The organism is Streptomyces sp. NPDC059787 (genome assembly GCF_042732315.1).
Taxonomy (GTDB): Bacteria; Actinomycetota; Actinomycetes; order Streptomycetales; family Streptomycetaceae; genus Streptomyces; species Streptomyces atrovirens.
On sequence record NZ_JBHWHX010000005.1, the window covers coordinates 28933 to 48585 of the forward strand.

Here is a 19653-nt window from a genome sequence, read left to right on the forward strand (position 1 = left end):
CCGAGGGCTTGTGCGCTTGACCCGCACCCCCCTTTAATAGTCACCGCGACTATTAAAGGGGGGTGCGGGTCATGGACGGCTACGACAAGTACGCCTTCGAACCCTTCGCCGTCACCGTCGACCTCGCCGTGTTCACCCTCCGCGCGGGCGCGCTGCACGTCCTGCTCGTCGAGCGCGGCCAGGAGCCGTACGCCGGACGGTGGGCGCTGCCCGGCGGCTTCGTCCGGCCGGACGAGTCCGCCGAGAGCGCCGCGCGGCGCGAACTGGGCGAGGAGACCGGGCTGACGGACGTGTCCGGGCTGCATCTGGAGCAGCTGCGGACCTACAGCGAACCCGACCGCGACCCCCGGATGCGGGTCGTGTCGGTCGCGTTCGCCGCGCTGCTGCCCGACGCCCCCGAGGCGCACGGCGGCAGCGACGCGGCGCAGGCCCGCTGGACGCCGTACGACTCCGCGCGGGAGCTCGCCTTCGACCACGGCCGGATCCTGGCCGACGCGCGGGAACGCGTCGGCGCCAAGCTCGAGTACACCTGCCTCGCCACCGCCTTCTGCCCGCCCGAGTTCACCCTCGGCGAGCTGCAACAGGTCTACGAGACCGTGTGGGGCACCGCCCTGGACCGGCCCAACTTCCGGCGCAAGGTGCTCGCCACCCCGGGCTTCGTCGAAGCCGTCCCCGGTGCCGCGCGCCTCACCGGCGGCCGGGGCAAACCCGCCGCGCTCCACCGCGCGGGCACCGCCACCGCCCTCCACCCGCCCCTGCTCCGGCCCACTCCGGAAGGACGCCCCGCATGACCACGACCACCGTCACCAAGCGCGCCGCCACGGGGGCGCTCACCGGACTCGCCCTGGGGGACGCGCTGGGCTTCCCGACCGAGTTCAACGACGTGCCGTCGATCCTCGCGAAGTCCGGACCCTGGCGGGGGATGGACCTGCCCAGGCCGGCGATCGTCACCGACGACACCCAGATGACCCTCGCGCTCGGCAGAGGGCTGCGCACGGCCATGGACCGGGGACTGCTCACCCCGAAGCGGCTGGAGCGGCCGGTGCGCGAGGAGTTCGTGGAGTGGTGGCGTTCGCCCGAGAACAACCGCGCCCCCGGCAACACCTGCCTCAAGGCCTGCCACCTGCTGGCCCGCGAGGACCGGCGCTGGCAGGACGCCAGCCAGACCGGCTCCAAGGGCTGCGGCGCCAACATGCGCGTCGCCCCCGTGGGCCTGGCCCCCGGCCTGACCGACGAACAGCGCGCGGGTGCCGCCCAGTTGCAGTCCGCCCTCACCCACGGCCACCCCACCGCGCTCGCCGCCTCCGACCTCACCGCGCACGCCGTACGGCTGCTGGCGGAGGGCGCCGAGCCGACCGGCCTGATCGGACTGCTGCGCTCCTACGCCTACGACAACCGCACCCGCTACCACGAGTTCTGGCTCGGCGACCTGTGGACCCGCGCCCAGGACCCCACCCCCGAGCACTTCATCGCGCGGGGCTGGGACGAGTGCCTGGGCGTCCTGGAGCGCCTCCGGGACGCCGTACGGACCGTCTCGCCCGAGACCGACCCCTGCCTGGCCACGGGCGAGGGCTGGATCGCCGAGGAGGCCCTGGCGACCGGCCTGCTGTGCTTCCTCCTCTTCGTCGACGAACCCCTCACCGCCCTGCGCCGCGCCGCCTGCACGGCCGGAGACTCCGACTCCATCGCCTGCCTCACGGGCGCCTTCGCCGGCGCGTACCTGGGCGCGGACGCCTGGCCCGCCGAGTGGGCGGACCGCATCGAGTACCGGGGCGAACTGCTGGCGCTGGGAACGCTCTGGGACGCTTGAGCGATGATCGACGCCCTGGACCTCGACCTGAGCCCGGTGATCGCCGAACAGCCCGACCCGGTGCTGTTCGCCACCGTCTCCGGCGCGCACCTGTACGGCTTCCCGTCCCGCGACTCCGACGTGGACCTGCGGGGCGCGCACCTGCTGCCGGCCGCCGACCTCGTCGGACTGCGCGAGCCGGACGAGACCCGGTCCCGGATGTGGGTCCGGGACGGCGTCGAGATGGACCTGGTCACGCACGACCTGCGCAAGTTCGTCCGCCTGATGCTGCGCCGCAACGGCTACGTCCTGGAACAGCTGCTGTCCCCGCTGGTCGTGCACACCACCGACACCCACCGCGAACTGGCCGCGCTCGCCCCGGGCGTCCTCACCGGCCACCACGCCCACCACTACCGGGGGTTCGCCCGGACCCAGTGGCGGCTGTTCGAGAGGACCGGCGAACTCAAACCGCTGCTCTACACCTTCCGGGTGCTGCTCACCGGCATCCACCTGATGCGCTCCGGCGAGGTGCAGCCCCATCTGCCCACCCTCGCCGGGGAGGTCGACGCCGCCCCGGACCACCTGCCGGAGCTGATCGCCGCCAAGGCGGAGCGCGAGCACGGGGACGCCCCCGTCGACCACGCACGCGTACGGGCCGACGTGGAGCGGCTGCACGGCGTACTGGACGAGGCGCAGGCCGCGTCAGCCCTGCCCGACGCCCCCACCGCGTACGACGCCCTGCACGACCTCGTCGTACGGACCCGTCTGGAGGGCTGAGGCACGGCGGGTGCGGACGAGGAAGTCCTCGACCCGGCGGCGGTCCGGTTCCGCGGGGAGCGGGCTGTGGTGGGCGGCCTGCTCGGCCTCCCGCGCCAGGCGGGTCATCCGCGCCTCGAACCCGGGCCAGGACACCTCGCCCCGCTTCACCGCGAGCAGCGGCTCGCGCTCCTCGCCCACGTCGATCGTGAGGGTGCCCGTACGGAGCAGGTCGCGGGCGCTGATCAGCAGGCGGAGCAGGTGCATCGCGTGCTTCCAGCGCGGGGCGCCGTGTGCGCGGACGTCCGCCTCCAGCTTGCGGCGCTGGCCGTGGGCGTACCGCGTGAACGTCTCGTGGACCTTGCGGGAGAGGAACGCCTCGCGCAGGGACAACAGCTCGCGGCCGGTGGCGTCGGCGTACTCCACCAGCGGGGAGTGCAGGCACTCCAGGATGTTGGGGTTGGCGCGCAGGGCCAGCTCGCAGAAGCGTTCCAGTTCCCAGCTGAACTGTTCCTCGGCCGGGCCCTCGATGTGCGTCGGCGGCTTCTCGAAGCGCCAGAACAGGGGAGTGGGCGCGAGGAAGACGCCCCGGCGGTCGGTGTCGCTGCCCTCGGTGGCCAGACCGAAGGCGCGCGAACCCATGACACAGGCGTAGATCGTGTGGTCGCCGACCAGGGTCTCGGGGCGCATGCCCGGGAGCGTACGCGGTGGATCACGCCCGGCGGATCGAATTTCCCTCCACCGTGATCGGTTCCTCGGGCAGTGGCCGGGTCGCGGGGCCCCGCTCCACCGAGCCGTCGGTGATCCTGAAGCGGCTGCCGTGGCAGGCGCAGTCGACGGTGCCGTCCGCGACGTCGGCCACGACACAGCCCTGGTGGGTGCAGATCGCCGAGAAGGCCTTGAAGTCGCCCTCCTGCGGCTGGGTGACCACGATCTTCTCGTCCGCGAGGACCGTCCCTCCGCCCACCGGGACGTCGGTGGTCGAGATCAGCTCCTGCCCGGTGGTCTCCGGCGGGGTGCCGCCGTCCCTGCCGTTTCCGCCGTTCCCGCCGTCCGAGCCGCAGCCCGCGGCCAGCGCCGCCGCGCCCGTCGCGAGCAGAACCGTGCGGCGTGTTGCACGAGGGGTCATGTCGTCACTCCCGGAGGTCGCGGTTCCCGCATCCTGACACCGAACCCGCCGAACAAGAAGCAAAACACAACAAAACGCCATGAAGCGCGCACATCGCCCGTCTCAGCGGGCGGGCGCCCGGCGCCCCTCCCGCGCGGGCTGACTACGCTGGACGACCGAACAGCAGACAGGCACGTCAGCAAGGAGCATCGTCGTGGCGGTACGCGCGGTCCGGGGGGCCGTCCAGTTGGAGCGGGACGAGGCCGGTCACATGGAGGAGCAGGTCGGCGCGCTGCTCACCGCGATCCTGGAGCGCAACGGCCTGCACACCGACGACCTGATCAGCCTCTGGTTCACGGCCACACCCGATCTGCACAGCGACTTCCCGGCCGCCGCCGCCCGCAAGCTCGGCATCGTCGACGTCCCCCTGATCTGCGCCCAGGAACTGGACATCGAGGGCGCCATGCCCTGTGTCGTCCGGGTCCTCGCGCACATCGAGTGCGACAAGCCCCGCGCGGACGTCGCGCACGTCTACCTCGGCGCGGCGGCCGCCCTGCGCAAGGACATCGCCCAGTGAGGACCGCACTCGTCATCGGCACCGGGCTCATCGGCACGTCCGCCGCGCTCGCCCTGAACCGGCGGGGCGTCGTCGTCCACCTCACCGACCACGACCCGGAGCAGGCCCGTACGGCCGCCGCGCTCGGCGCCGGCACGGACGAGGCCCCCGACGGGCCGGTCGACCTGGCGATCGTCGCCGCCCCGCCCGCCCATGTGGCCGACGTGCTCGCCGACGCGATGCGGCGCGGCGCGGCACGCGGCTACATCGACGTCGCCAGCGTCAAGGGCGGACCGCGCCGCGAGCTCCAGGAGCGCGGGCTCGACCTGGCGTCGTACATCGGCACCCACCCGATGTCCGGCCGCGAGCGGTCCGGTCCGCTGGCCGCCACCGGGGACCTCTTCGAGGGGCGCCCCTGGGTGCTCACCCCGACCCGGGACACCGACACCGAGGTGCTGAACCTCGCCCTGGAGCTGGTCTCGCACTGCAGGGCCGTACCCGTCGTCATGGACGCCGACGCCCACGACCGGGCCGTGGCCCTCGTTTCCCACATGCCCCACCTGGTGTCCAGCATGGTCGCCGCGCGCCTGGAGCACGCCGAGGAGGCCGCCGTACGACTGTGCGGGCAGGGCATCCGGGACGTGACCCGGATCGCCGCCTCCGACCCCCGGATGTGGATCGACATCCTCTCCGCGAACCCCGGCCCGGTCGCCGACCTGCTCACGGACGTCGCCGCCGACCTGGAGGAGACCGTGCGCGCCCTGCGCGCGCTGCAGTCCTCCGACGGGGACAAGCGCCGCGAGGGCAGCACCGGCATCGAGAACGTGCTGCGCCGCGGCAACGCGGGGCAGGTCCGCGTCCCCGGCAAGCACGGCTCCGCGCCGCGCGTCTACGAGACCGTGACGGTGCTCATCGACGACCAGCCCGGCCAGCTCGCCCGCATCTTCGCGGACGCCGAGCGCGCCGGCGCCAACATCGAGGACGTCCGCATCGAGCACGCCACCGGACAGCAGGCCGGTCTGGTCCAGCTCATGGTGGAGCCCAGGACGGCCCCGGCCCTCACCGCGGGGCTGCGGGAGCGGGGCTGGGCGATCCGCCAGTGACGGATCCGCCGGTGACGGGCCGGGGCGGGGGAGGACCCGGGGGCGGCCCGTCCCCCGGAGGGCCGGATCGTCCGCTTGTCGGAAGGGTTCCCGGGGGCCGGTAATCTGGTGCGGGGCGTGTCCGCGCCCCGTACACACCACTCCACCGCACCAGGAAGGTGTTCCCCCGTGGAAAACGGCGCCGCCCAGCCCGTGATTGTCGCCATCGACGGCCCCTCCGGCACGGGCAAGTCGAGCACCTCGAAGGCCGTGGCGGCGCAGCTCGGCCTGAGCTACCTGGACACCGGCGCCCAGTACCGGGCGATCACCTGGTGGATGGTGACCAACGGCATCGACATAGACGACCCGTCCGCGATCGCCGCCGTCGCCGGGAAGCCCGAGATCGTCTCCGGTACGGACCCCCAGGACCCGACGATCACCGTCGACGGCGTCGACGTGGCCGGCCCGATCCGCGGACAGGACGTCACCTCCAAGGTCAGCGCGGTCTCCGCGGTCCCCGACGTGCGGGCCCGGATCACCGAGCTGCAGCGGTCCATCGCCGCCTCCGCCGTCACCGGCATCGTCGTCGAGGGCCGCGACATCGGCACCACCGTGCTGCCCGACGCCGACCTGAAGATCTTCCTCACCGCCAGCGCGGAGGCCCGTGCCGCCCGCCGCAGCGGCGAGCTCAAGGGCGCGGACCTGAACACCACCCGCGAGGCCCTGATCAAGCGGGACGCGGCCGACGCCGGCCGCAAGACCTCCCCGCTGGCCAAGGCCGGCGACGCGGTCGAGGTGGACACCACCGACCTCACGCTCCAGCAGGTCATCGAGTGTGTCGTCACCCTCGTCGAGGAGAAGCGGGCCGGGAAGTGACCGACGTCCCATCGGTGCGGAGCGCCGAGGTCGGCCGGCGCATCGGCGTCGGCCTGATGTACGGGCTGTTCAAGCCGCGTGTGCTGGGCGCCTGGCGGGTGCCCGCGGCCGGTCCGCTGATCTTCGCCGTGAACCACTCCCACAACATCGACGGCCCCATGGTCATGGGCGTGGCACCCCGGCCGACGCACTTCCTGATCAAGAAGGAGGCGTTCGTCGGCCCGCTCGACCCGTTCCTGACCGGCATCGGCCAGCTCAAGGTGGACCGCGACACCACCGACCGCACGGCGATCTCCCGGGCGCTGGGCGTACTGCGGCAGGGCGGCGTCCTCGGCATCTTCCCGGAGGGCACGCGCGGCGAGGGCGACTTCGCCTCGCTCCGCGCGGGGCTCGCCTACTTCGCCGTACGCGGCGACGCGCCGATCGTGCCGGTGGCCGTCCTGGGAAGTTCCGAGCGGCGCGGACGGTTGATGAAGGGGCTGCCCCCGCTGCGCTCCCGCGTGGACGTCGTCTTCGGCGACCCCTTCGACGCGGGCGACGGCAGCGGCAGACGGACGCGCAAGGCGCTGGACGAGGCGACCGAACGCATCCAGAAGCAGCTCACCGCCCACCTGGAAAACGCCAGGCGCCTCACCGGGCGCTAGGCGACACTCGAGTAGTGGACCACCCCTCGAACGGGGCGTTCCACCGATCACCACGATGAACGACGAGGTACGGACTTCATGAACGACCACATCCAGCCCGACGGCTCGGACGCGTACGAGGGTGCGCACGAGCACGATCACGGGGCGCTGGGCGATGCCGAGTTCGCGGAGTTCATGGAGCTCGCCGCGGAGGAGGGCTTCGACCTCGAGGACGTCGAGGGCGCCATCGAGGCGGCGGGCCACGGTCCGCTGCCCGTGCTCGCCGTCGTCGGCCGCCCCAATGTCGGCAAGTCGACCCTGGTGAACCGCATCATCGGCCGCCGTGAGGCGGTCGTCGAGGACAAGCCGGGCGTCACCCGCGACCGCGTCACCTACGAGGCCGAGTGGGCGGGCCGCCGCTTCAAGGTCGTCGACACCGGCGGCTGGGAGCAGGACGTCCTCGGCATCGACGCCTCCGTGGCCGCCCAGGCCGAGTACGCCATCGAGGCCGCCGACGCGGTCGTCTTCGTCGTGGACGCCAAGGTCGGCGCGACCGACACCGACGAGGCCGTCGTCCGGCTGCTGCGCAAGGCCGGCAAGCCGGTCGTGCTGTGCGCCAACAAGGTGGACGGCCCGAGCGGCGAGGCCGACGCGTCCTACCTGTGGTCCCTGGGCCTCGGCGAGCCGCACCCGGTCTCCGCGCTGCACGGCCGCGGCACCGGCGACATGCTGGACCAGGTCCTGGAGGCCCTGCCCGAGGCCCCGGCGCAGACCTTCGGCACCACCGTCGGCGGCCCGCGCCGCATCGCCCTGATCGGCAGGCCCAACGTCGGCAAGTCCTCGCTGCTGAACAAGGTCGCGGGCGAGGACCGGGTCGTCGTCAACGAACTCGCCGGCACCACCCGTGACCCGGTCGACGAGATGATCGAACTCGGCGGCAAGACCTGGAAGTTCGTCGACACTGCGGGCATCCGCAAGCGCGTCCACCTCCAGCAGGGCGCCGACTACTACGCCTCGCTGCGCACCGCCGCCGCCGTCGAGAAGGCGGAGGTGGCCGTCGTCCTCATCGACGCCGCCGACTCCATCTCGGTGCAGGACCAGCGGATCGTCACCATGGCCGTGGAGGCGGGCCGCGCGATCGTCCTCGCCTTCAACAAGTGGGACACCCTCGACGAGGAGCGCCGCTACTACCTGGAGCGGGAGATCGAGACCGAGCTCGGCCAGGTGGTGTGGGCGCCGCGGGTGAACGTCTCGGCGCGCACCGGACGGCACATGGAGAAGCTGGTCCCGGCCATCGAGACGGCCCTGGAGGGCTGGGAGACGCGGGTTCCGACGGGCAGGCTGAACGCCTTCCTCGGCGAGCTGGTCGCCGCCCACCCGCACCCCGTGCGGGGCGGCAAGCAGCCGCGCATCCTCTTCGGCACCCAGGCCGGCACCAAGCCGCCGCGGTTCGTGCTGTTCGCCTCCGGCTTCATCGAGGCGGGCTACCGGCGGTTCATCGAGCGCCGGCTGCGGGAGGAGTTCGGCTTCGAGGGGACGCCGATCCACATCTCCGTGCGGGTGCGGGAGAAGCGCGGCAAGAAGAAGTAGCCGACGGCAGGCACGACGAAGGGGCGGTCCCGGTGGGGCCGCCCCTTCGCCGTACTCCGGGTCAGGCGCCTCTGCGCGGCGCCGGCGGCAGCCCGGCCGGCACATGGTGCATCCCGGAGGCGGGCCTGCCGACCGTGCCGACCCGCTGCCACTGCGGTCCGGCGCCCTGCCGGCCGCCGCCCGCCCCCGCGCCGTGGGCACCGCTCACGAGGGAGGCGCCGAACGTGCTCGGGCTGTGGCCGCCGTACGAGCCCGCACCACGCGGGATGTTCCCGAAGGCGGTGAAGCCCAGCTCCTCCTCGCCGCTGCGGTCACCCGGCAGCGAACGGAAGGACTTGACGTACTCGGTGTAGAGCGCGTCGTAGATTGGCGTGGCCGAGAGGCCGCTCCGGGAGTCCCGCTCCGGGCGCACGGGTGCGGGGACCGGGGCGAGGGACTGGCGGCGGGGAACGTCGTATGCGTGCACGTATGTCCAAACGACCCCGTGCCGTAAGGGATGCGGCATTTTTGCGGCTTTCGCCGGTTGTCCGGCGGTGTGGTGTCCGCCGGGCCGGTCAGAGACCCGCCAGCGGCAGCGCCGCGGCGACGAGCTTGCCGTTCGCCGCCGCCTTGTCCAGCGCGTCGCGCAGCAGGTCCTCGCGCGGCTGGCGGCCGATCGAGCCGACCGGGGCCGCGAACATCAGCACCTGCTGGTGCTTGTTGGCGGCCGACCGCCAGCCGTCGGTGACCTGGAGCGGCTGGTGCGCCTGCCACCAGGCCACCGGACGGCCGCCGGCCGGGTTCGGCTGGAGCACGGCGTGCAGCTGCCCCGCGGCGAGCAGGACCGACCAGCCGTGCAGTGCCGGCGGTACGGCCGACAGCTCGGTCAGCGGCATGAAGCCCTGCTCGATGAGGAGTGGCAGGAAGTCGTCGCCGGCCCCGAGCGAACCGGGCCGCGCGACCGGCGCGGTCGGCTCCACGACCAGTGCCGGGTGCAACTCCCCGGAGATCAGGACCAGTCCGCTGGTCACCCCGAGCACGGCCTGCTCGGGGGCGGCCTTCGCGGACGCCGGTTCCCCGGTGTCGCCGCCGATGGCCCGCACGGCGCCCTGGAGTTGCTCCTCGGTGACCTGGACGACCTGCGAGGGCAGGCAGCCGGCGTGGGCGAAGGCGAGGACGGCGGTCTCGTCCCCGATGAACAGGACGGTGCTGGTGCGCTCCTGCTCCGGGTCGCCCGGGGTGCGACAGGAGGTGCAGTCGTAACTGCCCGGGGCGGACTCTCCGGCGAGCAGGCGGGCTGCTTCTTCGTCGCCGATCTCGGCGCGTACCTCGTCGCTGACGTCGAGCATGCGCGGCACGGGTGGCTCCCTCGGGATGCGGTGCGTGGCGAGGCCGGGTGGCTCCCGGCCCGTGGTCCGGGTGGGTCCCCGGCTCATGAAGAAGACAACGGGCGATCTGTGGCGGTAGTCACGCCCCAGGGCGAACGGAATCGAACCATCCAGCGCGTACGGTCACGCTCGGCGCGGAATCGGCCACTCATCGTCAACTGCCCCTCGCTGTACTGCCGTTGAGGAGGTGAGGTGGCTCACAGATCGCCCTGTCCACTGGTCGACAAATCCTGAAATCAGGGAATGAAGTGGGTGGCCGAAAATCGCCGCTACCCGAGGTAAGCGGCAACTGGCCTGGCATGACGGGGCGTTGGTTGATCCCGGTACCGGAGGCTCCTTAGATTCCTCCGCCGTGTGCAGCGAGCACCGCTCGGGTACGTCCGCCGACCGCACCACACGGCACCACCGCACGACCCCGAAGGCGGACGGGGCGAGCGCGGCCCACGCGTCCCACGACGCGGCGGGCGGCACTCCGCCTCGGGGACCCCGAGTCCTTCGGGAAGGATCTACATGTCCGAATGTGCCGATAACACCCGCGACCACCTCCGCACGACCCGTACGACGGCCGTCCTGGCCGGTGCGGCGCTGCTCGCGCCCCTCGGACTGCTCGCCGCGACCGGGAACGCCACGGCGGCGGACGGCGGAGTGTGGGACCGCATCGCACAGTGCGAGAGCGGCGGCGACTGGCACATCGACACCGGCAACGGCTACTACGGCGGACTGCAGTTCTCCGGCGCCACCTGGCGCGCCTACGGCGGCACGGCCTACGCGCCGACGGCCGACCGGGCCACCAGGGCCCAGCAGATCGCGGTCGCCACGAAGGTGCAGCGCGCCCAGGGCTGGGGCGCCTGGCCGACCTGCTCGGCACGCGCGGGGGCGTCCGGGAGCGCACCCGCCGCGGACCCGGTGACCACGGAGCGGGCTCCGTCGAAGCAGTCGAAGTCGTCGGAGCCGGCCAGGACTTCGACATCCTCCGGGCACACGGACCGGAGCACGTCCCGCGGCGACCACACCGTCCGCGCGGGCGACACGCTGAGCGGGATCGCCGCGCGGTACGGCACGACCTGGCAGCGCCTGTACGAGGCCAACAGGTCCGTCATCGGCGGGGACCCCGACGTGATCGTGCCCGGACAGCGCCTCGACGTCTGAGCCGTCGCCGGGCCCGCCCTCCGGACGCGGGCCCTGGGACACGACGGGGGCGGATCTCCCGGCGACACGCCGTCGGCGGGCCGTTCTGCCGGGAGACCGGCTCCCACCGGCGTCATGCCGCCGGCTTCGCCGACAGGATCCCGGGCACGGGGCCCCGTCCGGTCGGACGGGGCCCTACGGCTGCCGGGCGGAGGCGGACCGGCCGAGTTCGCCGGTCTCCCCGGCGAACACCACCGAGCCCCGGCGCAGTACGTACACGAAGGCGGGACGGCCGTGCAGGGCGGGCGGCAGCCGCTGCTCGGCGACGACCACGCACGCGCCGAGCGCGGCCAGCAGCGCGTACGTACGGGCCGCGACCGCCGGTGACATGCCCTGGGCGGGCTCGTCGACGAGCACCACGCGCACGCGCGGCGACAACGCCCGGCACAGGGCCAGCATCCGCTGCTCACCTCCGGAGAGCGTGCCGGCCCGGCGCTCCAGCAGCGGCCGCAGCGACGGGTAGGCGTCGAGGGCACGGGCGGGGTCGGGGGTGGTGAGAGCGAGGTTCTCCCGCACGGTGAGGGAACCGAACACCGCCCGCCGCTCCGGCACCAGGCACAGCCCGCGCCGGGCCCGCTCGTACGCCGGTACGCCGGTCACGTCCCGCCCGTCCCACACCACGGCCCCGCCGGACAGCGGCACGTCACCGGCCAGCGCGCGCAGGGCGGTCGTACGGCCGGAGCCGTTGCGGCCCAGCAGCACGGTGACGCCGGGGCCGGGGGCGGCGAGGGTGACGCCGTGCAGGGCCTCCAGGGGGCCGTACCGCACGCGCGCGTGGCGCAGGGAGATCAAGGTCATGGGCCGGTCGCCTCCCCGAGGGTGTCCAGGACGCTCCCGGGCGGTCCGGAGGCGACGATCCGGCCCGCCGTCATCACGTGCACGACGTCGGCGAGGCCGGCGACCAGGTCGAGATCGTGCTCGACGACCAGGAGGGCCGTGCCGTCGGCGGCCAGCGCCTTCAGGATCCGGGCCAGCGCGGTGACCTCGGCGGTGTCGAGACCGGCGGCGGGTTCGTCGAGCAGCAGCACGCGCGGGGCGGCGGCGAGGGCTCGCGCGACCTCCACCCGGCGCAGCGTCCCGGTGGGGAGCCCGGCGGCGGGCCGCGCCCTCATCGGCCCGTCGAGCCCGAAGAGCCGCAGCGTCCGCTCCACCGCGCCGGGATCGCGCAGCCGGCCCCGTTCGGCACCGACACGCACGTTCTCGGCGACGGTCAGCGTCGGGAAGACCGCCAGTTGCTGGAACGTCCGCGCGATCCCGAGCCGGGCGCGGGCGTGCGCGGGCAGCCGCGTGATGTCCCGCCCGCCGAGCGAAACCGACCCCCGCGCGGGGCGCAGGGTCCCCGCCAGACAGTGGAACAGCGTGCTCTTCCCGGCCCCGTTGGGCCCGACGACAGCGGTCACCCGCCCGGCCGGGACGTCCAGATCCACCCCGTCCAACGCGGTGAACCCGCCGTACCGGACCCGCAGACCGCGGGCGGCGAGCACAGGGGGGTCGAAGGCCGGTGCGGAGCCCCCTGCGCGCCGACGCCCCGCCGGTGCCTCACCGCCGCTCGCGCGCACCGGCGCGGCGCCCGGCGCCGAGGGCCGGTGCGGCGCGTACGGCTCCGCCGAACGGCGCGCCGGTGCGGGCGACGCCCCCCGGCCGGACAGCTCCCGGGCCCACCCGGCGCGCGGTTCCCCCGACACCGCGGGACCGGCGAACCGGTCCCGTGCCCCATGACCGGGCGGCCGGTGGTCCGATGGTTCTCCGCCCGCCGGTTTCTCCCCGCGAGGGCGTCCTGGTGGCTGTCCGGTGGCGCGCGTGTTCCCGGTGGCTTCCCGGACCGTGTCCCCCCGCCGTCGTGCCGGGGCGTCGGCGGGGCGGCCCGGCGGCGGTGCCGTTCGTGGTCCGCCGGTGGGTTCGGGACGGCCGGCGGACTCCGTGCCCGGCTCGCCGGTCCGGGTGTCCGGCCGCGGTCCGGTGCTCGTCGCCGTCGCGCCCGCCGGGGACCGGGGCGGCTTCGGTGGCGGTTCCGGAGGGTGCAGGCGGGTGCGGAGGCGTACGGCCAGGAGGGTCGGCACCGGGCGGAGCCGGTTCGTGACGTCCCGCAGCGCCGTGTACGGGCCGTCAGGGAAGCGGCCGGACAGGACCGCCAGGACGCCGATCACCGCCGCTGCCACGCCCCCGCGCGTGCCCGCGTCCAAGCCGACCAGGAGGGCCGCGGCGAGAAGGGCGCCCAGGGCGCTGTCGGCGCCCAGGACCACCACCGCGGCGAACCACAGCAGGCCCCGTACGGGGTCGTACGCGGCCGGGTCGAAGGCGCGCAGCCCCATGCCGAGCATGCCGCCGCCGAGCGCGGCCAGCGCCGCCCCGGACACGAAGGCGAGGAGTTTCAGCGACGGCACGCGCACGCCCGCCGCCCGCGCCCCGGGTTCGTGGTCCCGCATCGCCGCCAGGGCCCGGCCCGTGCGGCCCCGGCGCAGTGCCCGGGCAGCGAGCAGCGCGCACGCCAGGAGGACCAGTTCCAGGACGTAGTACGCGCGGTCGTCGTCGAAGCCCGCCGGGCGGCCCAGGGACAGTCCGGACGTGGCGTACGGCTGGTCGAAGACGAAACGGCTCACCCCGACGCCCACCGCGAACGTCGCCAGCGCCAGTGCCAGGCCTCTGCGGCCGATCGCCGGCCAGCCGGTCAGCACACCCAGCGGAGCCACCAGGACGACCGCCACCGCGAGCGCGGCCAGCTCCGGCAGCCGGGGCAGGCCGGGGAAGCGGCCGGCCGCCAGCAGCGCCGTGAAGAGGGCGCCCAGACCCGCGTACGCCGCCTGCCCGAGCGAGATCTGCCCGCCCCGGCCGGTGACCACCACCAGCGACAGCAGCACCACCCCGAGCGCCGGCACCTGCACCGCCGTGTGCAGATCGCGCCCGGCGAGGCCCAGCGGCAGCAGGAACAGCACCCCGGCCACGACCCAGGCGCCCGGCGGTGCCGGTACCCGCGCGGTGGCCGTGCGCGGGAACGCGTCGCGCGTGCCGACTCCGGGCAGCACCAGGGCGGCGACCAGCAGCGCCACGACGAACAGGTTGGCGCCCACCGCCTGCAGCAACGGCTCACCCCACCCGGACGGGTGCAACCGCGTCAGCTGACTCTGCGCCACCCCGATGCCGAGCGCGACGACCACCGCCACCGTCGGACCGCGCATCCGCGCGGCGACCGCGACCGCCACCACCTCCATCACGAGCAGCGGCAGCCCGTACGGGTCGAGCCGCACGTACGGCGCCAGCAGCACGCCGGTCAGACCGGCCGTGAACGAGCCGAACGCCCAGCCCGCCGCCGCCACCCGGTCGGCGTCCACACCGGCCAGCACGGCCAGCCGCCGGTCGTCCACGACGGCCCGCAGCTCCCGCCCGAACCGCGTCCGGCGGATCACCACCCCGACCCCGGCGGCCAGCACGGCCACCACCGCGAGCTGCCCCCACGGCTCCGCCGGCACCAGCACCGGCGCGTCGTCCCGCGCCCCCTGCCCCCACAGCAGTGCCGCCCCGCCCACCAGCAGCACGAACACCCCGATGGACGCCACCAGCGCCCGCGCCGGACCGCCGCCCCGCACGGACAGGGGCCGGAACACGAACCGCTCCAGCACCACCCCGATCCCCGGCGCCACCACCAGCAGCGTCAGTGCGGCGGCCGACCACAGTGGCCAGCCCCGGTCGACGACCAGGCCGCGCAGCACATACGCGCACACCATCGCGATCGCGCCGTGCGCGAAGTTCAGCACCCCGGTCGCCCGGTACGTCACGACCAGACCGATCCCGGTGAGCGCCGCCGCGGCGCCCACCGACAGACCGGCCAGTGTGAGGTCGTACGTCAGCGAGGACATCGGCGAGGCCTCAGCCGGACTCGTCGGCGGGTTCGCAGATCGGGCAGGGCCCCAGCCCACCGCCCGCGGCCGACCTCCCGTCCACCGGAACCGCCTCCGCCTTCCCCGCGACCAGCGGGCAGTCCGCGCGGTGCCACAGCGTCCCGCCCGGCACCATCAGCGTCTCCGGGCTGACGGCCACCGGCCCGCCGGCCGGCCGCCCCGGCTCGTCGGCGCCGGCCGGATCGGCGGCGACCAGCAGGCCGTACAGCTCCTCCACGCGCGTGGCGGCGAGCGCGTCCCGGCCGTGGGCGAGCAGCACCGCACCGGCGACGATCAGCGCGGCTCCGGGGATGCTGCAGGAGGCCAGATAGGGCAGCTGCCGTTCGGTGTGACGCTCACCCGAGACGCCGTACCAGCCGATGACGCACAGCACCGCGCCGGCGGCGAGCGCGGCCCAGCCCGCCCAGAGGACGGGGTGCGCGATCCGGAGTCGGACTGTCCGCATGGCTTGCACTATGCCCCCTGGGACCCGACCCTGAAAGCACCGGGCGCACACGGTCCGGACCGACACCCGATTGGTGAGCCAGATGGTTCTCGGCAGTGACATCGGGCGGGGGAACACACGGACGGGAAGGCGCGGCCCACGGACGGCGGGACGGGGCACGGCGCTGGCCGCCGCCCTGTTCCTGGTCCTGGCGCCGGGCCTCGCGGCGTGCGGCGACGACAGCGGTGGCGGCGGCAGCGGGACTTCCACGCCGTCGGCGGACCGGACGACGAACGCACCGGGCAGCGCGCCCGCGAACCAGGCGGAGGCCGAACAGGAGATCCGGCAGAACTGGGAGAAGTTCTTCGACCCCCAGACCCCGGTGGACGAGAAGAAGAAACTCCTGCAGAACGGTGAGCTGCTGGGCCCGGTGCTCGAGGCGTTCAGCGGCGACAACCGCGTCGGACAGGTGAAGGCGGAGGTCACCGAGATCACGTTCACCTCACCGACCGAGGCGGACGTGACGTTCACCCTGACCCTCAGGGGAGCCACCGCCCTTCCGGACGCCTCCGGGGTCTCCGTCGACGACGACGGCACCTGGAAGGTGTCCGTCAAGTCCCTGTGCGCGCTCGTGCGACTGAGCGGCGATGAATCACCCCCGGACATCCCGGGCTGCTGAGGCACTGGCCGCGGCGGCGCTCCTCGCCCTGACCGCGGCCTGCGGCAGCCGCCTGCCGGAGAGCGACTTCGAGCAGGACGACCGCCCGTCCGCGACCGCCCGGGACGCCGGCGAGCCGATCCGCGTCGGCATCGTCACCAGCGCCACCAGCCCGGTCGGCGGCGGTGCCTTCACCGGCCCGCGCGACGGTGCGAAGGCATGGTTCGACCGGCTCGACGCGCGCGGCGGCATCGACGGCCGGCGCGTCGAGGTGCGGCTGTGCGACGACGGCGGCAGCGGTGTCGGCAACAACGAGTGCGTGCACAGGCTGATCGACGAGGAGAAGGTCGTCGCCCTGGTCGCCACCACCGCCCTGGACTACGCGGGCGCCCCCCGCGTCTCCCGCGCGGGCGTGCCCGACATCGGCGGCCAGCCCATCGGCGCCGCCTACGACACCTACCCGCACCTCTACGGCATCCACGGCAGTGAGGCGCCCAGGAACGGCACCCCCGGCTGGGACGGAAAGCTGTACGGCGGCACCGAGGTGTACCGCTACTTCAAGCGCGAGCACGGCGCCCGCACGGCCGCCGTCGTCTCCTACAACCAGTCCGCGTCCACCGCCTACGCCCGTCTCGTCGAACGCGGCCTGAGGGCCGAGGGCTACAAGGTGGTCACCGAACAGGTCGACTTCGCGCTGCCCAACTTCCGCGCGGTGGCCGCCGACCTGAAGCAGCAGGGCGCCGACCTGGTCTTCGACGCCATCGACGACCACGGCAACGCCCGCCTGTGCCAGGCCATGGACGACGTCGGCGCCCGGGTCACCGCCAAGGTCACCAACGTGCAGAACTGGACGTCCACCGTCGCCGAGGACTACAAGGACGCGCCGCACTGCCGCAACGCCCTGTGGGCGACCGGCTCCAGCCGCAACTTCGAGGACACCGGACACCCGGCCGTACGCGCGTTCCGGGACGCCACCGAGGACCTCAGGACGCACTCCCAGTGGCAGCTGGAGGGCTGGGCCGCCGCCCGCTGGTTCACCGACGCGGCTCGGTCCTGCGCCCGTACGGGCATCACGCGCGCGTGCGTCGACGCCCACGTGAACCGTGCCCGGGACCACACCGCGGGCGGACTGCTGCTGCCCGTCTCGTTCGAACGCTCGCCCGAGCCACCGGCCACGAGCCGGACCTGTCTGTCCGTGGCCCGCTGGCGGGACGGCGAGGGCTGGGTGTCGCAGGGCGACATGAACCGCACCTGTTTCACGGTGCCGCACCTGGCCTACGAGCCCTGACCCCGGCCCCTCCAGGACAGTGGCTGTCCGCGACGGCCGGCGGACTCGCCCACAGGCCGGAGATCCCGACGCGGTCAGAGCGGCTCGGTGCCGGCCTGCTCGCTCTTCGGCTCGGGCTGCGACGTCACCGCCGCGTACTCCGGATGGTTCATGTCGAACGCCGGCGACTCCGAGCGGACCCGGGGCAGCGTCGTGAAGTTGTGCCGGGGCGGCGGACACGAGGTCGCCCACTCCAGGGACCGCCCGAAGCCCCACGGGTCGTCGACCTCGACCTTCTCGCCGTACCTGGCGGTCTTCCAGACGTTGTAGAGGAACGGCAGCGTGGACATGCCGAGCAGGAACGCGCCGATGGTGGAGACGGTGTTCAGGGCGGTGAAGCCGTCCGCCGCGAGATAGTCGGCGTAGCGGCGCGGCATGCCCTCCGCGCCCAGCCAGTGCTGCACCAGGAACGTGGTGTGGAAGCCGACGAACAGCGTCCAGAACTGGATCCTGCCGAGCCGTTCGTCGAGCATCTTCCCGGTGAACTTGGGCCACCAGAAGTAGAACCCGGCGAAGGTCGCGAAGACGACGGTGCCGAAGACCACGTAGTGGAAGTGCGCGACGACGAAGTACGAGTCCGTCACATGGAAGTCCAGCGGCGGCGACGCCAGCAGCACCCCGGTCAGCCCGCCGAACAGGAACGACACCAGGAACCCGGTCGCCCACAGCATGGGCGTCTCGAAGGACAGCGAGCCCTTGATCATGGTGCCGGTCCAGTTGAAGAACTTCACGCCCGTCGGCACCGCGATCAGGAAGCTCATGAAGGAGAAGAACGGCAGCAGCACCGCGCCGGTGGCGAACATGTGGTGCGCCCACACCACCACCGACAGGCCCGTGATGGCCATGGTGGCGCCCACCAGCGTCAGATAGCCGAACAGCGGCTTGCGGCTGAAGACCGGGATGATCTCCGTGACGATGCCGAAGAACGGCAGCGCGATGATGTAGACCTCGGGATGGCCGAAGAACCAGAACAGGTGCTGCCACAGCAGCGCCCCGCCGTTGGCGGCCTCGAAGATCTGTGAGCCGAACCGCCGGTCCGCCTCCAGCACCAGCAGCGCCGCCGCGAGCACCGGGAACGCCAGCAGGATCAGGATCGACGTGAACAGCGTGTTCCAGGTGAACAGCGGCATCCGGAACATCGTCATCCCGGGGGCGCGCATCCCGACGATGGTGGTGATGAAGTTGACCGCGCCGAGGATGGTGCCGAAGCCGGACAGCGCGAGGCCCATGATCCACAGGTCCGGGCCGAGGCCGGGGGAGTACTCCATGCTGTTCAGCGGCGCGTAGGCGAACCAGCCGTAGGCGGCCGGACCCCCGGTGACCACCAGCGAACCCAGCACGATCAGCCCGCCGAAGAGGAACAGCCAGTACGAGAACATGTTCAGCCGCGGGAAGGCCACGTCGGGCGCCCCGATCTGCAGCGGCATCAGCTCGTTGGCGAACCCCGCGAAGCTGGGCGTCGCGAACAGCAGCAGCATGATCGTGCCGTGCAGGGTGAACATCTGGTTGAACTGCTGGTTGTCGACGAGCTGCAGTCCGGGCCGGGCCAGTTCGGCGCGCATCAGCAGCGCCATCACACCGGCGATCAGGAAGAACACGAACGACGTGATCAGGTAGAGGTGGCCGATCTTCTTGTGGTCGGTGGTGGTCAGCCAGTCGATCACCAGCTGTCCGCGCCGTTGCCGGCGCGCCGGTCGCGCCGCCGCCTGGACGGTCTGCGTCCCCATCGCTCGCCCCTTCGCTTCTCGCGCGCCGGGCCCCGCCGGGAGCCCGCGCCACAGGTACCTCCGGGCCCACGCCATGATGCTCGCCCCTGCCGGTCCCCGACAGAGGACGTGGCGGATCGTGTGGCGGAAAGGCGTATTTTCTGTGCGCACCGGCTTGCGTGATCATGCGCGGCGACGGAAAAAGGGATGGGGTCCCGGAGTACTTCCCCCGGCACTTTCCGTCGGATTTAATCGCGCCCGTGGTGTGACACGCGGGAATTACGTTCGAATGCCTGCGGAAGGCGTACCGAACCGCCCGTCCGGGTGACGGCCACCGTCACGAACGCCTGTCGTGATCCTGTGACAGAAGTGTGACCACCGGGGGATCCGTCCGGGTGTTCCCGCTTCCGGCTTCCCCGCTCCCGGGCCAGGGCATAGCGTGGCCGCATGGCACCCATTCCGACACCCTCCGCGGAACCCCACGACAGTCCTGACGCCTATGTCGGCCTCGCGGCGGACCGGGCCGAGCACCTCGCGCGGGAGCGCGGCTGGTCGACCGTGCGGGCGCTGGCCCCGGGGACGATCATCACCATGGAGTACCGCGTGGGCCGGCTGAACTTCGAGGTGAAGGACGGCCTGGTGGCGCGCGCCTGGAAGGGCTGACACACGGCGACGGCCCCGGTTCCCTCACCGGAACCGGGGCCGTG

The 19653-nt window shown here is 73.3% G+C and carries 20 protein-coding genes; 12 read left to right on the forward strand and 8 right to left on the reverse strand.

The window, feature by feature from the left end:
• Positions 1 to 71: 71 nt before the first annotated feature.
• The 3 genes from ACFV5H_RS06310 to ACFV5H_RS06320 are packed head-to-tail and all read left to right on the forward strand — an operon-like array spanning position 72 to position 2566.
• On the forward strand, positions 72 to 791 hold the full coding sequence (locus ACFV5H_RS06310; protein WP_385047550.1) for an NUDIX domain-containing protein: 720 nt from the start codon (positions 72 to 74) through the stop codon (positions 789 to 791).
• Positions 788 to 1810 (forward strand): ADP-ribosylglycohydrolase family protein, encoded by a 1023-nt coding sequence (locus ACFV5H_RS06315; RefSeq protein WP_385193143.1) that lies wholly within the window; start codon positions 788 to 790, stop codon positions 1808 to 1810. Before ACFV5H_RS06310 ends, ACFV5H_RS06315 begins: the two co-directional genes overlap by 4 nt.
• A gap of 3 nt (positions 1811 to 1813) precedes the next feature.
• A complete protein-coding gene (locus ACFV5H_RS06320; protein WP_385047544.1) occupies positions 1814 to 2566 on the forward strand; it encodes a DNA polymerase beta superfamily protein in 753 nt (250 codons plus the stop codon).
• Here the strand turns inward: ACFV5H_RS06320 and ACFV5H_RS06325 are convergent.
• Together ACFV5H_RS06325 and ACFV5H_RS06330 are read right to left on the reverse strand one after the other, a co-directional pair.
• Positions 2492 to 3235 carry a DNA polymerase beta superfamily protein gene (locus ACFV5H_RS06325; protein ID WP_385047542.1) on the reverse strand — a complete coding sequence of 248 codons (744 nt, stop codon included), beginning with the start codon at positions 3233 to 3235 and terminating at the stop codon, positions 2492 to 2494. The two genes, ACFV5H_RS06320 and ACFV5H_RS06325, sit on opposite strands and share 75 nt — an antisense overlap.
• Before the next feature lie 22 nt (positions 3236 to 3257).
• Entirely contained in the window at positions 3258 to 3674 is a 417-nt protein-coding gene (locus ACFV5H_RS06330) for a Rieske (2Fe-2S) protein (protein ID WP_385193145.1), read from the reverse strand.
• Positions 3675 to 3867: 193 nt separating this feature from the next.
• On the opposite strand from ACFV5H_RS06330, the gene aroH reads away from it, so the two are divergent.
• From aroH to der, 5 genes are all read left to right on the forward strand, one after another.
• Positions 3868 to 4230: a chorismate mutase gene (gene aroH / locus ACFV5H_RS06335; RefSeq protein ID WP_385193148.1), complete on the forward strand. Its 363-nt coding sequence runs from the start codon at positions 3868 to 3870 to the stop codon at positions 4228 to 4230.
• Entirely contained in the window at positions 4227 to 5312 is a 1086-nt protein-coding gene (locus ACFV5H_RS06340) for a prephenate dehydrogenase (RefSeq protein WP_385193150.1), read from the forward strand. Before aroH ends, ACFV5H_RS06340 begins: the two co-directional genes overlap by 4 nt.
• 168 nt (positions 5313 to 5480) lie before the next feature.
• Positions 5481 to 6167 (forward strand): (d)CMP kinase, encoded by a 687-nt coding sequence (gene cmk / locus ACFV5H_RS06345; RefSeq protein ID WP_385047534.1) that lies wholly within the window; start codon positions 5481 to 5483, stop codon positions 6165 to 6167.
• Positions 6164 to 6811 carry a lysophospholipid acyltransferase family protein gene (locus tag ACFV5H_RS06350; protein WP_385047532.1) on the forward strand — a complete coding sequence of 216 codons (648 nt, stop codon included), beginning with the start codon at positions 6164 to 6166 and terminating at the stop codon, positions 6809 to 6811. Before cmk ends, ACFV5H_RS06350 begins: the two co-directional genes overlap by 4 nt.
• Positions 6812 to 6889: 78 nt before the next feature.
• A complete protein-coding gene (gene der, locus ACFV5H_RS06355) occupies positions 6890 to 8380 on the forward strand; it encodes a ribosome biogenesis GTPase Der (protein WP_385047529.1) in 1491 nt (496 codons plus the stop codon).
• 61 nt (positions 8381 to 8441) lie between these two features.
• Here der and ACFV5H_RS06360 read toward each other — a convergent pair whose 3' ends face one another.
• The gene (locus ACFV5H_RS06360; RefSeq protein ID WP_385047527.1) at positions 8442 to 8846 is read right to left on the reverse strand and encodes a hypothetical protein; all 405 of its coding nucleotides are present in this window, start codon (positions 8844 to 8846) and stop codon (positions 8442 to 8444) included.
• Positions 8847 to 8934: 88 nt separating this feature from the next.
• Positions 8935 to 9717, reverse strand: a complete 783-nt coding sequence (locus tag ACFV5H_RS06365; RefSeq protein ID WP_385047525.1) for a hypothetical protein — start codon at positions 9715 to 9717, stop codon at positions 8935 to 8937.
• A 540-nt stretch (positions 9718 to 10257) separates the two neighbouring features.
• Here ACFV5H_RS06365 and ACFV5H_RS06370 point away from each other — a divergent pair.
• Positions 10258 to 10896, forward strand: a complete 639-nt coding sequence (locus ACFV5H_RS06370) for a transglycosylase family protein (RefSeq protein WP_385193154.1) — start codon at positions 10258 to 10260, stop codon at positions 10894 to 10896.
• Between the two features lie 174 nt (positions 10897 to 11070).
• Here ACFV5H_RS06370 and ACFV5H_RS06375 read toward each other — a convergent pair whose 3' ends face one another.
• The 3 genes from ACFV5H_RS06375 to ACFV5H_RS06385 are packed head-to-tail and all read right to left on the reverse strand — an operon-like array spanning position 11071 to position 15276.
• The gene (locus ACFV5H_RS06375) at positions 11071 to 11733 is read right to left on the reverse strand and encodes an ABC transporter ATP-binding protein (protein WP_385193157.1); all 663 of its coding nucleotides are present in this window, start codon (positions 11731 to 11733) and stop codon (positions 11071 to 11073) included.
• Positions 11730 to 14789: an ATP-binding cassette domain-containing protein gene (locus ACFV5H_RS06380; protein WP_385193160.1), complete on the reverse strand. Its 3060-nt coding sequence runs from the start codon at positions 14787 to 14789 to the stop codon at positions 11730 to 11732. The genes ACFV5H_RS06375 and ACFV5H_RS06380 overlap by 4 nt, the downstream gene beginning before the upstream one ends.
• A gap of 10 nt (positions 14790 to 14799) precedes the next feature.
• On the reverse strand, positions 14800 to 15276 hold the full coding sequence (locus ACFV5H_RS06385; RefSeq protein WP_385047515.1) for a hypothetical protein: 477 nt from the start codon (positions 15274 to 15276) through the stop codon (positions 14800 to 14802).
• 82 nt (positions 15277 to 15358) lie between these two features.
• Here ACFV5H_RS06385 and ACFV5H_RS06390 point away from each other — a divergent pair, with 82 nt between their 5' ends.
• Together ACFV5H_RS06390 and ACFV5H_RS06395 are read left to right on the forward strand one after the other, a co-directional pair.
• Positions 15359 to 15934 (forward strand): hypothetical protein, encoded by a 576-nt coding sequence (locus tag ACFV5H_RS06390; RefSeq protein ID WP_385193293.1) that lies wholly within the window; start codon positions 15359 to 15361, stop codon positions 15932 to 15934.
• A complete protein-coding gene (locus tag ACFV5H_RS06395) occupies positions 15903 to 17201 on the forward strand; it encodes an ABC transporter substrate-binding protein (protein ID WP_385047512.1) in 1299 nt (432 codons plus the stop codon). The genes ACFV5H_RS06390 and ACFV5H_RS06395 overlap by 32 nt, the downstream gene beginning before the upstream one ends.
• Before the next feature lie 74 nt (positions 17202 to 17275).
• Here ACFV5H_RS06395 and ctaD read toward each other — a convergent pair whose 3' ends face one another.
• Positions 17276 to 18967 carry a cytochrome c oxidase subunit I gene (gene ctaD, locus ACFV5H_RS06400; RefSeq protein WP_385047510.1) on the reverse strand — a complete coding sequence of 564 codons (1692 nt, stop codon included), beginning with the start codon at positions 18965 to 18967 and terminating at the stop codon, positions 17276 to 17278.
• Between the two features lie 426 nt (positions 18968 to 19393).
• On the opposite strand from ctaD, the gene ACFV5H_RS06405 reads away from it, so the two are divergent.
• Positions 19394 to 19609, forward strand: a complete 216-nt coding sequence (locus ACFV5H_RS06405; RefSeq protein WP_030867007.1) for an I78 family peptidase inhibitor — start codon at positions 19394 to 19396, stop codon at positions 19607 to 19609.
• Positions 19610 to 19653 lie beyond the last annotated feature (44 nt).

What these genes read in the sequence shown, in the direction of transcription:
- ACFV5H_RS06310 (WP_385047550.1), top strand. Translation starts at nt 72, where the DNA reads ATGGACGGCTACGACAAGTACGCCTTCGAACCCTTCGCCGTCACCGTC.
- ACFV5H_RS06315 (WP_385193143.1), top strand. Translation starts at nt 788, where the DNA reads ATGACCACGACCACCGTCACCAAGCGCGCCGCCACGGGGGCGCTCACC.
- ACFV5H_RS06320 (WP_385047544.1), top strand. Translation starts at nt 1,814, where the DNA reads ATGATCGACGCCCTGGACCTCGACCTGAGCCCGGTGATCGCCGAACAG.
- ACFV5H_RS06325 (WP_385047542.1), bottom strand. Translation starts at nt 3,235, where the DNA reads ATGCGCCCCGAGACCCTGGTCGGCGACCACACGATCTACGCCTGTGTC.
- ACFV5H_RS06330 (WP_385193145.1), bottom strand. Translation starts at nt 3,674, where the DNA reads ATGACCCCTCGTGCAACACGCCGCACGGTTCTGCTCGCGACGGGCGCG.
- der (WP_385047529.1), top strand. Translation starts at nt 6,890, where the DNA reads ATGAACGACCACATCCAGCCCGACGGCTCGGACGCGTACGAGGGTGCG.
- ACFV5H_RS06370 (WP_385193154.1), top strand. Translation starts at nt 10,258, where the DNA reads ATGTCCGAATGTGCCGATAACACCCGCGACCACCTCCGCACGACCCGT.
- ACFV5H_RS06375 (WP_385193157.1), bottom strand. Translation starts at nt 11,733, where the DNA reads ATGACCTTGATCTCCCTGCGCCACGCGCGCGTGCGGTACGGCCCCCTG.
- ACFV5H_RS06380 (WP_385193160.1), bottom strand. Translation starts at nt 14,789, where the DNA reads ATGTCCTCGCTGACGTACGACCTCACACTGGCCGGTCTGTCGGTGGGC.
- ACFV5H_RS06385 (WP_385047515.1), bottom strand. Translation starts at nt 15,276, where the DNA reads ATGCGGACAGTCCGACTCCGGATCGCGCACCCCGTCCTCTGGGCGGGC.
- ACFV5H_RS06390 (WP_385193293.1), top strand. Translation starts at nt 15,359, where the DNA reads ATGGTTCTCGGCAGTGACATCGGGCGGGGGAACACACGGACGGGAAGG.
- ACFV5H_RS06395 (WP_385047512.1), top strand. Translation starts at nt 15,903, where the DNA reads ATGAATCACCCCCGGACATCCCGGGCTGCTGAGGCACTGGCCGCGGCG.
- ctaD (WP_385047510.1), bottom strand. Translation starts at nt 18,967, where the DNA reads ATGGGGACGCAGACCGTCCAGGCGGCGGCGCGACCGGCGCGCCGGCAA.
- ACFV5H_RS06405 (WP_030867007.1), top strand. Translation starts at nt 19,394, where the DNA reads ATGGCACCCATTCCGACACCCTCCGCGGAACCCCACGACAGTCCTGAC.